This window comes from Stenotrophomonas sp. YJH_SMC_53 (assembly GCF_059369995.1).
This window is the reverse complement of record NZ_JCAFTF010000003.1, coordinates 410313-422347: the sequence shown is the minus strand read 5'-3', so window position 1 is coordinate 422347 and position 12035 is coordinate 410313. Positions and strand designations below refer to the sequence as shown.

The following is a 12035-nucleotide window of genomic DNA, read 5'->3' as shown; positions in this document are numbered from 1 at the left end:
GCGACTCGGCCAACTCCACGGCTTGGTGCTTGAACTCATCGGTGTAGCTACGACGGGTGATACGGGACATAAGGGACCTCCAGGTGCGATCAAAGTATCGCTTCTTGGCGTCCGCTGACGGGGGGCCAGATCAGACACCCCCGCGCAGCCCACCCGCCCGGCCCCTGACAGTTTCCTGCGCGGCCCGCCACGGAATGAAAGAAGAAAATCAAAGGCAAAAGCGGGTCGCGCGCTCCGCTTGCTCATGCCCTTGTAGAGCCGAGCCCACGCTCGGCTTGCTTTTGCCCACGCGAAAATCAGCCGAGCACGGGCTCGGCTCTACAAAAGACGCTCAAACAAAGAGGGACGCGGCGAAGCCGCGTCCCTCTCTCAAATTCCGTCCCGACAACCCAACGCTCTTCGATCCGTCCCCGGGAATCTGTCAGAGGTGGGGCGGGAGGGGCCAGCGGGACCGTTGGCGCCATGGATGGCGCCATCGAGCCCCCATGGAAGGGTTCACGGCGTGTCCCGCTGGCCCCTCCCGCCCCGCCCAGCTCGCAGCAATCCAGAGCCTGGATCGCTGTTGCTGTTGCTGTTGCCTGCCGCAGGCAGCGCCCGCGGCCGCCGCCGCAAGCAAACCCCTTAGATCTTCTTCGCCAGCGCCTCGGCCAGGCCGGTGTAGCTGCCCGGGGTCATCTCGAGCAGACGCTGCTTCGCATCCGCCGGCAGCTCCAGCCCCTGCACGAACGCACGCATCGACTCGGCCGTGATGCCTTGACCACGGGTCAGCGCCTTCAGCTGCTCGTACGGGTTCGGCAGGCCATGGCGGCGCATCACCGTCTGCACGGCCTCGGCCAGCACTTCCCAGGCTGCGTCCAGATCGGCATCCAGGCGCTGCGGGTTCACTTCCAGCTTGCCCAGGCCCTTGGCCAGCGAATCCAGCGCCACCTGGCTGTGGCCGAACGCGGTGCCCAGTGCACGCAGCACGGTGGAATCGGTCAGGTCACGCTGCCAGCGGCTGATCGGCAGCTTCGCGCTGAAGTGCTCGAACAGGGCGTTGGCGATGCCGAAATTGCCTTCCGCATTCTCGAAGTCGATCGGATTGACCTTGTGCGGCATCGTCGACGAGCCGACTTCGCCTTCCTTCAGGCGCTGCTTGAAGTAGCCCAGCGAGATGTAGCCCCAGATGTCGCGGGCCAGGTCGATCAGGATGATGTTGGCGCGGCGCGCGGCATCACCGATCTCGGCGACGTTGTCGTGCGGCTCGATCTGCGTGGTGTAGGGGTTGAATACCAGGCCCAGGCCGGTCACGAAGCGCTCGGCGAAGGCAGGCCAGTCCACGTCCGGGTAGCTGGCGATGTGGGCGTTGTAGTTGCCGACCGCACCGTTGATCTTGCCGGTCAGTTCGACCGCGGCGATCTGCCGGCGCTGGCGCTCCAGGCGTGCGACCACGTTGGCCAGCTCCTTGCCCAGCGTGGTCGGCGAGGCGGTCTGGCCATGGGTGCGCGACAGCATCGGCTGGCCGGCCCGGGCGTGGGCCAGGGTCCGCAGGGTGCTGGCGATGCCGTCCAGGGTCGGCAGCAGCACTTCACGGCGGGCCTGTTCCAGCATCAGGCCGTAGCTGAGATTGTTGATGTCCTCGCTGGTGCAGGCGAAATGCACGAATTCCAGCGCCGGGGCCAACTCTGCGTCATCCTTCAGCTGTTCCTTGATGAAGTACTCCACCGCCTTGACGTCATGGTTGGTGGTGCGCTCGATCTCCTTCACGCGTGCAGCCTGGGCCGGGCTGAAGCTGGCGGCCAGGGCGCGCAGGCGGGCGACGGCGGCGTCGGAGAACGGGGCCAGTTCGACGATGCCCGGCTCGGCGGCCAGCGCCAGCAGCCATTCCACCTCGACCGTGATGCGGGCCTTGATCAGGCCGTACTCGGAGAAGATCGGGCGCAGGGCGTCGACCTTGCCGGCATAGCGGCCATCGAGCGGGGACAGGGCGAGCAGGGCGGAATCGGACATGTCGGCAGGGCTGGGGCGAGCGGCGGGGGCCATATTCTACGACGTGCCGGGCAGGCGTGCCCTGTAGAGCCGAGCCTACGCTCGGCTGCTCCGGGTAATCCTGCGCCCACGGGCCAGCCGAGCGCAGGCTCGGCTCTACAACACGGCCCTGCGGATGAAACGATCTGGCCCGCGCTCGTCATCCCACGCTGCGGGCAAGGGAGTATCGTTGGCGCAGCCGCCAGCCCGGGAAGCGACACCCTGCCAGCCGCCGCTTCCCTTTCCCCAACTGAAGTAGTGCGGAGTTGATGCAATGAGCAAAGCTGCAAGCAAGGGTTTCAGAATCGAACACGACAGCATGGGCGAGCTGCAGGTGCCTGCCGACGCCCTGTGGGGCGCGCAGACCCAGCGTGCCGTGCAGAACTTCCCGGTGTCGGGCCAGCGCATGCCGCGCGGTTTCATCCGTGCCCTGGGCCTGGTCAAGGGCGCCGCTGCGGGCGTCAACGCGGAGCTGGGCCATCTGCCGAAGAACGTGGCAAAGGCCATCCAGACCGCTGCCGCCGAAGTGGCCGCCGGCAACTGGGATGCGCAGTTCCCGATCGATGTCTACCAGACCGGTTCGGGCACGTCGTCGAACATGAATGCCAATGAGGTCATCGCCACACTGGCCAACCGTGCCGGCAAGGCGGGCAAGACCGCCGTGCACCCCAATGACCACGTCAACCAGGGGCAGAGCTCCAACGACGTGATTCCGACCGCGCTGCGCGTGTCGGCGGTGTTGGCGACGCATGAGCAGCTGCTGCCGGCGCTCGTGCACCTGCGCAAGACCCTGGACAAGAAGGGCCGCAGCCTGCGCAAGGTGGTCAAGACCGGCCGTACGCACCTGATGGACGCGATGCCACTGACCTTCGAGCAGGAGTTCGGCGCATGGTCGGCACAGCTGGCCTCGGCGCAGGAGCGGATCGAAGACAGCCTCAGGCGCGTGCGCCGCCTGCCGCTGGGTGGCACCGCCATCGGCACCGGCATCAATGCCGACCCGCGCTTCGGCGCGCAGGTGGCCAAGGCACTGAAGCAACAGACCGGTTTCAAGTTCGACAGCGCCGAGAACAAGTTCGAGGGCCTGGCCGCGCAGGATGATGCCGTGGAACTGTCGGGCCAGCTCAATGCACTGGCCGTGGCGCTGATCAAGATCGCCAATGATCTTCGCTGGATGAATGCCGGTCCGCTGGCCGGGCTGGGCGAGATCGAACTGCCGGCGCTGCAGCCGGGCAGCTCGATCATGCCGGGCAAGGTCAACCCGGTGATTCCGGAAGCGACCGTGATGGCCTGCGCGCAGGTGATCGGCCACCACACGGCAATCACCGTGGCCGGGCAGACCGGAAACTTCCAGCTCAACGTCACCCTGCCGCTGATCGCGGTGAACCTGCTCGATGGCATCGGCCTGCTGGCCAATGTGTCGCGGCTGCTGGCCGACAGCGCGATCGCCGGGTTGAAAGTGCGCGAGGACCGTGTGGCCGAAGCGCTGGCGCGCAATCCGATCCTGGTCACGGCATTGAATCCGATCATCGGCTACGAGAAGGCCGCGGCCATCGCCAAGCGTGCCTACAAGGAACAACGCCCGGTGCTGGACGTGGCACTGGAAGACAGCGGGCTGGAGGAGGCCGAATTGCGGCGCCTGCTGGATCCGACCGCACTGACCGCAGGTGGCATCCAGGCTGGCGGTGGTGGCGCCGGCGGTTGATCTGCTGGTTGTAGAGCCGAGCTCATGCTCGGCTCAGGTTCCGGGCAGCAGCCGAGCATGGGCTCGGCTCTACAAAAGGAAACGCCGCCCTGGGGCGGCGTTTCTGCTTCAGCGACGGTCGGCGACGATGTTGCCGAACGTGTCGGTGTAATCCTTGAACTCGGGTATGCGCTGGATCAGGTCCGCCGGAATCACTTCCATGCCCTCCGGCGGCTGGATCTTCACCGGTTGCATGTTGGGATCGGCCGGGGCGGCGACCAGGGTGTTCTGGCGCAGCACCTGCAGCTTGCCGAACATCGTCTGCAGCATCTGCTTCTGCCCTTGGTCCAGCGGGATCTGGATCTCGTCCACCTTCATCGTGCCATCGCCGAGGATGATGATGTTCGGTGCCGGCGGGCGACGCACGGTCACCATGCCTTCGCTGACGGAAATCTTGGGCTTGCCGCGCTCGGCGCGGTGGTTGCGGTAATCCTTGTCACAGCCGACCAGGCCCAGGCAGAGCAGGGCGGCCAGCAGCAGGAACAACTTCTTCATGGCATTCGGTTCGGGGGCGTCCGGGCCCGCCATTGTAAGCCGGCCGGCGCACGACGGCCGGCAGCGGGACGCCGCTGCCGGCCGGGTGCGCTGATCTGTCACAGGCCTAGCGCTGGACCACGGTGTCCTTGCCGCAGTCGTCGACGTCACTCTGGTCCATCGTTGCGTAGGGCTTGAACGCCGGCAGCGATGCGGCCAGGGCCTGCTGGCTGGCCAGCATCGCCGGCAGGCGCTCGCAGATGCGCTTTGCCTGGGCCTCGATCTTCGCCGCCTTGGCGTTGATCCGCTTCTCGATGCCATCGCTGTCGCCACTGAAGATGCCCTTCAGCGCTTCGCTGGCAGCATCGGTGCCGAGTTTGGCGCCGGCCAGGCCGATCTCCATGCCTTCATTCGCCACGGCCACCACCTGGCTGCGGTATGCCAGCAGCTGGCGGCGCTGGTTGGCGTCGGCCGGTACATCTTTGCCGTCGATCAGCAGACGGCCGTCGGGGGTGATCTCGGCCTGTGGCTGGTTGGAGGAAGAAATCTTGATGTTGCCCTCGGTGATTTCCTTGCGGGCATCGTCCATGGCCTCCTTGATGGTCTGGCCGACGCCGCTGGTGGCCTCGGCGACGCTCTTGCCGATGGTCTTGTCGGGTGCGGAAGAAGTGCCGCCGCAGGCGATCAGCGGCAGGCACAGCAGGGTGGCAGGCAGTACGCGCAGCAGATTCATGGCAGTTTCCTCGATCGATCCGTTAGCGGTTACTTTTTACGGGGCAGGGTGACGGTGCCACTGACGTTGCGGTGGCCGACATCGCCGCTGCCGCTGTGGTCGACGGTCAGGCTGCCGCGCACGCCATCGACCTGGATGTCCCCTGAGCCGTGGCTGCGCACATGCACATTGCCGCCGATGTCGGACAGATCAACATCGCCCGAGCCGACCACACCGACCTCGACGTTGCCTTGCACGCGCTTGAACCCGATGTCGCCGGAACCGACCGTGTCCAGTCGTGCGTTGCCGCGGACATCGCTGATCTTCAGGTCACCCGAACCGACAGTGCCGGTGACCGCATCGCCACCGATGTTGCGCACCTTGACGTCGCCGGAACCCAGCGAAAGCAGGTTCAGCGAACTGCCGCCATCAATGTCCAGGTCGCCCGAGCCCACCGCTGCGTGGATGCTGCCGCGGGTGCCACGCACGATGGCATCACCGGAGCCGACATCCACGCTCAGCGACTGCGCGTTGTCCACGCTGGCATCGCCGGAGCCGACCTTCAGCTGCAGGGGCAGGTTGTCCGGCACGCTGCCACGGATGTCCAGCCAGGCGTAGCTGCTGCCCAGGCTGATGCCGCTGTCGCGGCCCTCGCGGCGCAGGCTCACCACCAGCTTGTCGCCCACCCTGCGCTGGTCCAGTACCAGCTGGTCCAGCCATTCCTGGCTGGACGCGCAGGCGCGGCCATCGAGCTGGCCTGTACCCTTGCCGGCGACGACCTTCAGGTCGTGCTGGTTGACCTCGAGCACCACAGCCCTGGCACCGGCCACATCCAGCTTCAGCGTGCGGGCGGCGGTGAACTTGCAGTTCGGAGCATCGGCGGCCAGCGCCGACAGCGGCAACAGCAACAACGCAGAACAGGCGAGCAGGGAACGCATGGGTGGTGCCTCCGGGTGGATGGAATCAGATCTCGCCGGCGCGCTTGCGCAGACGGATGGCAAGGACGATGAACACGGCGCCGACGGCGGCGCCGATCCACAGTTCCGGCATCGCCAGTGACTTCAGCTGCGAGGCCGGCGACATCAGGCTGACCACCGATTCGAGGTCGCGACGCGTGCCTTCCTCGGCGCTGAGGCGATACACCAGGTCCGTGCCCGGTACGCCGCCCAGCAGCAGCCGGCCAACGATGTTCTGCCAGAACCAGCCCGTGGTCAGGCCGATCAGCGGCATCACCTTGGTCGTGCTGACGATGACGCCGGCGAACAGCGGCAGCATCACCGCCCACAGGAACGGCTTGCTGCGGGCCCAGGCCGAGCACAGCAGCAGCCAGCCGGCGGTGGGCAGGGCCCACAGGGCGTAGACCGGGATCCAGGCCAGGTGGCCGGCGGCCAGGGTCAGCGGGCTGGCGGGGCCCCAGATCAGGGTCATTGGGCTGCCGCCGTGCATCAGCGCGACGATGCTGATCACCAGCATGAAGCCGAACATGGTGATGATGCCGGCGATCACCGCGATCAGCGGGGCCACGATCAGTGCGCTGATCACCTTGGACAGCACGGTCTGGGTATCCGACAGCGGCAGTGACTTCCAGAACAGGATGCTGCGGTCGCGGCGGTCGTCGTACAGGGCACCCAGGCAGTAGAAAAACACCACGAAGGCCAGTACCAGGAACGGCCAGGCCGAGCTGAGCACCAGGGTCAGGTCGAGGCCGTTGCCGAGGTCAGCCAGGTCCTTGGCACTGATGTCGCGGGTCAGCAGGGCCAGGTCCAGGCCGTTGATGTTCACGTCTTCGCCGTCGATGTGCAGGCCACCATCACGCGCGGCCCGGTGCAGGGCGAACAGGCCGAAGGCGATGCCGATGGTGCTCATCACCAGCGAGATCAGGCCGGCGATCAACGGTGCATACAGGAAACCGCCACGGTTCTCCCAGTACTCGCGCTTGAGCAGCCAGCGCAGGGTGCCCATCGGGCTGACGGGGTGGTTGACGGCATTCATGCGTAGGTCCCCTTCATGATGGCGACGAACAGATCGGCCAGGCCCGGGCTGCGGGTCTCGCCAAGGGTGGAGAGCTGGGTGCGCGGCACGCCATCGAACAGCATCACGGTCTTTCCGAACGCCAGGCTGCGCTCGTCGATCGGCTTCAGCGCACGCGCGGTCTCCAGCTGGTCGGCGTTGACCAGCAGCTCGGTGTAGCGCTGGCCGACGTCGTCCATGTCCGCGTCGAGCACGATGCGGCCATCACGGATGAACATGACGTCGCTGAGGATGTGCTCGATCTCTTCCACCTGATGGGTGGTGACGATGATGGTCTTCTGTTCGTCGAAGTAGTCCTCCAGCAGGCGCTGGTAGAACTCCTTGCGATAGAGGATGTCCAGGCCGAGAGTGGGCTCGTCCAGCACCAGGATGCGGGCGTCGATGGCCATCACCAGCGCCAGGTGCAGCTGCACGATCATGCCCTTGGACAGTTCGCGCACGCGCTGCTTCGGTTGCAGCTTGGTATTGGCCAGGAAGCGCTCGCAGCGGGCCCGGTCGAAGCGCGGGTGCACGCCGGCGACGAAGTCGATCGCCTCGCGCACCTTCAGCCAGCGCGGCAGCACGGCGACGTCGGCGATGAAGCAGATGTCATTCATCAGCTCGTCGCGATGCAGTCGCGGATCGCGGCCGAGCACGCTCAGGTCGCCTTCCACCGAGGTGAGGCCGAGGATGGCCTTCAGTGCGGTGGTCTTGCCGGCGCCGTTGGGGCCGATCAAGCCGACGATGCGCCCGCTCGGAATGCTGAAGCTGGCGTTGTCGAGGGCTACCGTGGTCCTGTAGGCCTTGCGCAGGCCTCGCGCGGTGATGACGGGTTCGCTTGCAGTGCTGTTCATCAGACGTTCCCCTGGGGCAGCAATTCGTCGAGGCTCAGGCCCAGGCGCTGAATGCGCTCCAGCACCGCGGGCCATTCTTCGTTGAGGAAGCGCTCGCGCTCGCTGCTGCGCAGCTGCGTGGCCGCCTGCTCGGTCATGAACATGCCCAGGCCGCGGCGCTTCTCGACCAGGCCTTCATCGGCCAGTTCCTGGTAGGCGCGCGAAACGGTGATGGGGTTGAGTTGATAGTCGGCGGCCACCTGGCGCACCGAAGGCAGGGCATCGCCCGGCTTCAGGATTCCGTCGAGCATCATGGCGATCACGCGCTCCTTCAATTGACGGTAGATGGGAGCGCCGTCGCTCCACTGGATGTCGCTCATATTCAGCTCCGTGGGGTCAGCGGCTGGGCGAACGAGAAATACGGCATGGACAGGGAGCTGTGCAGCCGACGCGGGGGAGGGGGGGAGGAATCGGCGTTCCCGGCCGGTGCAGCGGTTGCGTCCTGCGCACTGTCGGGAGAGGCGGGGGTGGTGGGCGTGGCCAGCCAGGCCAGCACGATCAGGGTCGAAACAGCAGCGGCCGCGGGTGCGGTGAGGTTGCGACGGATGCGGGCGTTCATGGCTTCCCCCTGTCTCAGGTGACTGGTGTTGTATGCAACTATAACACCGGCACGCCTGGGTGCAACCCCCTGCCGTCCCCAACTGATGGCAGGGGTGGTCGAATTGCTGAAATATCCTCTTATCCATTTGATTGGAAAGGGAAATAAATTTGATGTGCGGGCTGATCCAGTTCCGCCTGCCATTCAGTGTTGTCCATGCTATGTCATCACTGCGCCGTCGTTGGTAAGGCCAGCGGGAAGACGCCACGCCGCGCAAAGCCGCTGGCGCTTGCCGCAACAGGGGGGGCGGGGGGCGGTGCTATAGTTCGGCCGATTCCCGGCCGCTACCGGCCGGCCCTGTGAATGGCTACCGCGGACCGCTCTCGATGCCCCTGCCGACCGTTATCCCGCGCCGCCTGCGCGGCCTGTCCCTGCTGACCCTGCTGGTGGCCGGCCTGGCCGGTTCCTCCCATGTGCTGGCGGCCGATCTGCTGGACCTGGAGTACCGCCCACTCGCGAGCAAGCAGCAGGTCAACCTGCAGCAGCGCTACCACGGGCAGGTACTGCTGGTGGTCAATACCGCAAGCAAGTGCGGCTATACCCCTCAGTACGAAGGCCTGGAGGCGCTGCAGAAGCGTTATGCCGGCCGCGGCTTTGCCGTGCTCGGTTTCCCGTCCAACGATTTCAAGGGCCAGGAGCCCGGTGACGAAAAGCAGATCCAGGATTTCTGCACGCTCACCTACGGCGTCAGGTTCCCGATGTTCGAGAAGGTGCATGTCGTCGGTGCACAGGCCACGCCGCTGTACCAGAGGCTGACCGCGGCCACCGGCGTGGCGCCGGGCTGGAACTTCCACAAGTACCTGGTCGGCCGCGATGGCAAGGTCATTGCCCAGTTCGCCAGCAAGGTAACGCCGGACGATCCGCAGCTGACCGCCGCCATCGACAAGGCGCTGGCCGCAGCCGCCACGCATTGATATCCGGCACGGATGCCTCGACATCGACGGCATGCGTGCGACAATGTTTCTTTTCGCGCCGACGTCGGCGCCCAGACACTTCCAGGAATGCAGCGAATGAAGATGGGAATGCGCGGCGCCGCGGCGTCGGTTCTGATTCTGGCGATGGGCACTTCGGGTGTCGCTCTGTCGCAACAACCGGCTGCCCCCGCAGCCGCCAAGGAGACCGCAACCTTGAATTCCCCCAAGCAGAAGCTCGGCTACGCCATCGGCCTTGATGTCGCCAAGTCGTTCACCCCGATCGCCGATGAGATCGATGTGGCCGCGCTGCGCACTGCCGTGGAGCGTTCGTTCGAAGGCCTGCAGCCGCAGATCACCCAGGAACAGGCCAAGGCCACCGATGCCGCGTTGCGCCAGGTCGTGATGGCCCGCAGTGGCCAGCAGGTGCCGGGCATGGCGCCGGGTTCGCAGCCGCCGAAGGTCGATCGCGTCAAAGTGTCGCAGATGATCGGTTCGTACTCGGTCGGCCCGTCGCTGGCACAGCTGAAGGACGACATCGATGTCGCCTCGCTGTTTGACGCGATCAGCACAGGTCTGAGCAAGGGCCAGCCGAAGATGACGGAAGCTGACGCGACCGCCACCATCCAGGCCTTCATGGGCAGCAAGCAGGCCGAGATGCAGGCCAAGGCCGCCGCCGCTGCGCAGACCAACCGCGAGGAAGGCAACGCGTTCCTGGCCAAGAACAAGACCCAGCCGGGCGTAGTGACCACCCCGTCTGGCCTGCAGTACCAGATCATCCGCCCGGGTAGCGGCGAGCGCCCGCTGCCGAGCAGCAAGGTGCGCGTGAACTACGAAGGCAAGCTGCTCAACGGCACTGTGTTTGACAGCTCCTATGGTCGCCAGCCGGCCGAGTTCGGCCTGGACCAGGTGATCAAGGGCTGGACCGAAGGCGTCGCGCTGATGCCGGTCGGTTCGAAGTACCGCTTCTGGATCCCGGGTGAGCTGGCTTACGGTGAGAACGGCACCCCGGGTGGCCCGATCGGCCCGAACGCGACTCTGACCTTCGACGTCGAGCTGCTGGGCGTCCTGCCGTAAGCGACCACGGAGCCTGCACGGACATGCGCGTTGCGATTTTCGGTACCGGTTATGTAGGGCTGGTGACCGGTACCTGCCTGGCCGACGTCGGCCACCAGGTGGTCTGCGTCGATATCGACCAGGCCAAGGTCGATGGCCTCAACCAGGGCATCATCCCGATCTATGAGCCGGGCCTGGAGCCGATGGTGAAGGCCAACCACGCCGCGTCGCGGCTGGCGTTCACCACCGATGCCGCGGCCGCGATCGGCCACGGCCAGGTCGTGTTCATCGCCGTCGGCACGCCGCCGGACGAGGATGGCAGTGCCGATCTGCAGTACGTGCTGGCTGTGGCCCGCACCATCGGGCGGCACATGAGCGTGCCGACCGTGGTGGTCAACAAGTCGACGGTGCCGGTGGGCACCGCCGACAAGGTGCGTGCCGCCATTGCCGCAGAGTTGGCGGCACGTGGCGCGGACATCGCCTTCGATGTGGTGTCCAACCCGGAATTCCTGAAGGAAGGCGACGCTGTCGCCGACTGCATGCGCCCGGATCGCATCATCATCGGCGCGACCAGCGCCGAGTCGGTGGCGGTGATGCGGCGCCTGTACGCACCGTTCAACCGCAACCACGACCGCGTGGTGGAAATGGACGTGCGTTCGGCGGAGCTGACCAAGTACGCCGCCAACGCGATGCTGGCGACCAAGATCTCGTTCATGAACGAAATCGCCAACATCGCCGAACGTGTCGGCGCCGATGTCGAGCAGGTCCGCCAGGGCATTGGCTCGGATCCGCGCATCGGCTGGCATTTCATCTACCCGGGCGCCGGTTACGGCGGCTCGTGCTTCCCCAAGGATGTGCAGGCGCTGGCCCGCACCGCGCAGCAGGCCGGCCTGGAGCCGAAGCTGCTGAACGCCGTGGAAGCGGTCAACGATGCGCAGAAGGGCCATCTGTTCGCTCTCATCCAGCGTCATTACGACAAGGGTGAAGACGAAGGTGTGCGTGGCAAGACCTTTGCCGTGTGGGGCCTGGCGTTCAAGCCGAACACCGATGACATGCGCGAAGCCTCCAGCCGTCGTCTGCTGGCGCAGCTGTGGGAAGGCGGCGCGACGGTGCGTGCCTACGATCCGGAAGCGATGCACGAGTCGCAGCGCATCTTCGGCGAGCGCGATGATCTGGTGTTCTGCAGCAGTGCAGACGAGGCGCTGCAGGGGGCCGATGCACTGGTCGTGGTGACCGAGTGGAAGCAGTTCCGCAGCCCCGATTTCCAGATGCTGCGCGAGCAGTTGAAGGACGCGGTGGTGTTCGACGGCCGCAACCTGTACGAGCCGGCGGATGTGGAAGCGGCGGGCCTGGCGTACTACGGCATTGGCCGGGGGCGCTCGCTGCATGTCTGATCTGCTTACAACCGAACGCGAGCAGGCGCTGGAAGCGCGCCTGGTCGAACTGGAAATGCGCGTGTCCTTCCAGGAACAGGCGCTGGCCGAACTGAGCGATGCGCTGGCCGATGCCCGCATGCAGGGCATGCGCAACGCCGACGTGCTGCGCGTGCTGCTGGAAGACCTGGGCAAGGTCCGCAACGCGCTGAATTCTTCCGATCCGGCGAGCGAACCGCCGCCGCCGCACTACTGATCCG

General features: G+C 66.0%; 13 protein-coding genes. 5 read left to right on the top strand and 8 right to left on the bottom strand.

The features are described 5' to 3' along the window. Positions 1-621 precede the first annotated feature (621 nt). Entirely contained in the window at positions 622-1989 is a 1368-nt protein-coding gene (gene purB / locus AC5P7X_RS07170; RefSeq protein WP_329842435.1) for an adenylosuccinate lyase, read from the bottom strand. Between the two features lie 292 nt (positions 1990-2281). Here purB and AC5P7X_RS07165 point away from each other — a divergent pair, with 292 nt between their 5' ends. Beyond that, on the top strand, positions 2282-3709 hold the full coding sequence (locus tag AC5P7X_RS07165; RefSeq protein WP_005417504.1) for a class II fumarate hydratase: 1428 nt from the start codon (positions 2282-2284) through the stop codon (positions 3707-3709). A gap of 108 nt (positions 3710-3817) precedes the next feature. On the opposite strand, the gene AC5P7X_RS07160 is transcribed toward AC5P7X_RS07165, so the two are convergent. The 7 genes from AC5P7X_RS07160 to AC5P7X_RS07130 form a co-directional block, all read right to left on the bottom strand. Beyond that, entirely contained in the window at positions 3818-4243 is a 426-nt protein-coding gene (locus tag AC5P7X_RS07160) for a hypothetical protein (protein WP_053499474.1), read from the bottom strand. Positions 4244-4349: 106 nt separating this feature from the next. Then, a complete protein-coding gene (locus AC5P7X_RS07155) occupies positions 4350-4955 on the bottom strand; it encodes a DUF2884 family protein (RefSeq protein WP_235648499.1) in 606 nt (201 codons plus the stop codon). 29 nt (positions 4956-4984) lie between these two features. Next, complete coding sequence (locus AC5P7X_RS07150) at positions 4985-5872, bottom strand: DUF4097 family beta strand repeat-containing protein (RefSeq protein ID WP_053499448.1); 888 nt, start codon at positions 5870-5872, stop codon at positions 4985-4987. 25 nt (positions 5873-5897) lie between these two features. Continuing rightward, positions 5898-6926, bottom strand: coding sequence for an ABC-2 transporter permease (locus AC5P7X_RS07145; protein WP_065178601.1), 1029 nt, complete (start codon positions 6924-6926; stop codon positions 5898-5900). Further along, the gene (locus AC5P7X_RS07140) at positions 6923-7798 is read right to left on the bottom strand and encodes an ABC transporter ATP-binding protein (protein WP_005417484.1); all 876 of its coding nucleotides are present in this window, start codon (positions 7796-7798) and stop codon (positions 6923-6925) included. The genes AC5P7X_RS07145 and AC5P7X_RS07140 overlap by 4 nt, the downstream gene beginning before the upstream one ends. Next, positions 7798-8157, bottom strand: a complete 360-nt coding sequence (locus AC5P7X_RS07135) for a GntR family transcriptional regulator (RefSeq protein ID WP_005417481.1) — start codon at positions 8155-8157, stop codon at positions 7798-7800. Before AC5P7X_RS07135 ends, AC5P7X_RS07140 begins: the two co-directional genes overlap by 1 nt. Before the next feature lie 2 nt (positions 8158-8159). Next, positions 8160-8396, bottom strand: a complete 237-nt coding sequence (locus AC5P7X_RS07130) for a hypothetical protein (RefSeq protein ID WP_032954303.1) — start codon at positions 8394-8396, stop codon at positions 8160-8162. Between the two features lie 365 nt (positions 8397-8761). Between AC5P7X_RS07130 and AC5P7X_RS07125 the strand changes: the two genes are divergently transcribed. The 4 genes from AC5P7X_RS07125 (at position 8762) to AC5P7X_RS07110 (ending at position 12031) form a co-directional block, all read left to right on the top strand. Further along, entirely contained in the window at positions 8762-9349 is a 588-nt protein-coding gene (locus AC5P7X_RS07125) for a glutathione peroxidase (RefSeq protein WP_053499455.1), read from the top strand. Between the two features lie 96 nt (positions 9350-9445). Beyond that, positions 9446-10423 (top strand): FKBP-type peptidyl-prolyl cis-trans isomerase, encoded by a 978-nt coding sequence (locus tag AC5P7X_RS07120; RefSeq protein WP_014037761.1) that lies wholly within the window; start codon positions 9446-9448, stop codon positions 10421-10423. A 23-nt stretch (positions 10424-10446) separates the two neighbouring features. Next, entirely contained in the window at positions 10447-11796 is a 1350-nt protein-coding gene (locus tag AC5P7X_RS07115; RefSeq protein ID WP_053499456.1) for a UDP-glucose dehydrogenase family protein, read from the top strand. Continuing rightward, on the top strand, positions 11789-12031 hold the full coding sequence (locus AC5P7X_RS07110; protein ID WP_495204837.1) for a SlyX family protein: 243 nt from the start codon (positions 11789-11791) through the stop codon (positions 12029-12031). Before AC5P7X_RS07115 ends, AC5P7X_RS07110 begins: the two co-directional genes overlap by 8 nt. Positions 12032-12035 lie beyond the last annotated feature (4 nt).

What these genes read in the sequence shown, in the direction of transcription:
- purB (WP_329842435.1), bottom strand. Translation starts at nt 1,989, where the DNA reads ATGTCCGATTCCGCCCTGCTCGCCCTGTCCCCGCTCGATGGCCGCTAT.
- AC5P7X_RS07165 (WP_005417504.1), top strand. Translation starts at nt 2,282, where the DNA reads ATGAGCAAAGCTGCAAGCAAGGGTTTCAGAATCGAACACGACAGCATG.
- AC5P7X_RS07160 (WP_053499474.1), bottom strand. Translation starts at nt 4,243, where the DNA reads ATGAAGAAGTTGTTCCTGCTGCTGGCCGCCCTGCTCTGCCTGGGCCTG.
- AC5P7X_RS07155 (WP_235648499.1), bottom strand. Translation starts at nt 4,955, where the DNA reads ATGAATCTGCTGCGCGTACTGCCTGCCACCCTGCTGTGCCTGCCGCTG.
- AC5P7X_RS07150 (WP_053499448.1), bottom strand. Translation starts at nt 5,872, where the DNA reads ATGCGTTCCCTGCTCGCCTGTTCTGCGTTGTTGCTGTTGCCGCTGTCG.
- AC5P7X_RS07145 (WP_065178601.1), bottom strand. Translation starts at nt 6,926, where the DNA reads ATGAATGCCGTCAACCACCCCGTCAGCCCGATGGGCACCCTGCGCTGG.
- AC5P7X_RS07140 (WP_005417484.1), bottom strand. Translation starts at nt 7,798, where the DNA reads ATGAACAGCACTGCAAGCGAACCCGTCATCACCGCGCGAGGCCTGCGC.
- AC5P7X_RS07135 (WP_005417481.1), bottom strand. Translation starts at nt 8,157, where the DNA reads ATGAGCGACATCCAGTGGAGCGACGGCGCTCCCATCTACCGTCAATTG.
- AC5P7X_RS07130 (WP_032954303.1), bottom strand. Translation starts at nt 8,396, where the DNA reads ATGAACGCCCGCATCCGTCGCAACCTCACCGCACCCGCGGCCGCTGCT.
- AC5P7X_RS07125 (WP_053499455.1), top strand. Translation starts at nt 8,762, where the DNA reads ATGCCCCTGCCGACCGTTATCCCGCGCCGCCTGCGCGGCCTGTCCCTG.
- AC5P7X_RS07120 (WP_014037761.1), top strand. Translation starts at nt 9,446, where the DNA reads ATGAAGATGGGAATGCGCGGCGCCGCGGCGTCGGTTCTGATTCTGGCG.
- AC5P7X_RS07115 (WP_053499456.1), top strand. Translation starts at nt 10,447, where the DNA reads ATGCGCGTTGCGATTTTCGGTACCGGTTATGTAGGGCTGGTGACCGGT.
- AC5P7X_RS07110 (WP_495204837.1), top strand. Translation starts at nt 11,789, where the DNA reads ATGTCTGATCTGCTTACAACCGAACGCGAGCAGGCGCTGGAAGCGCGC.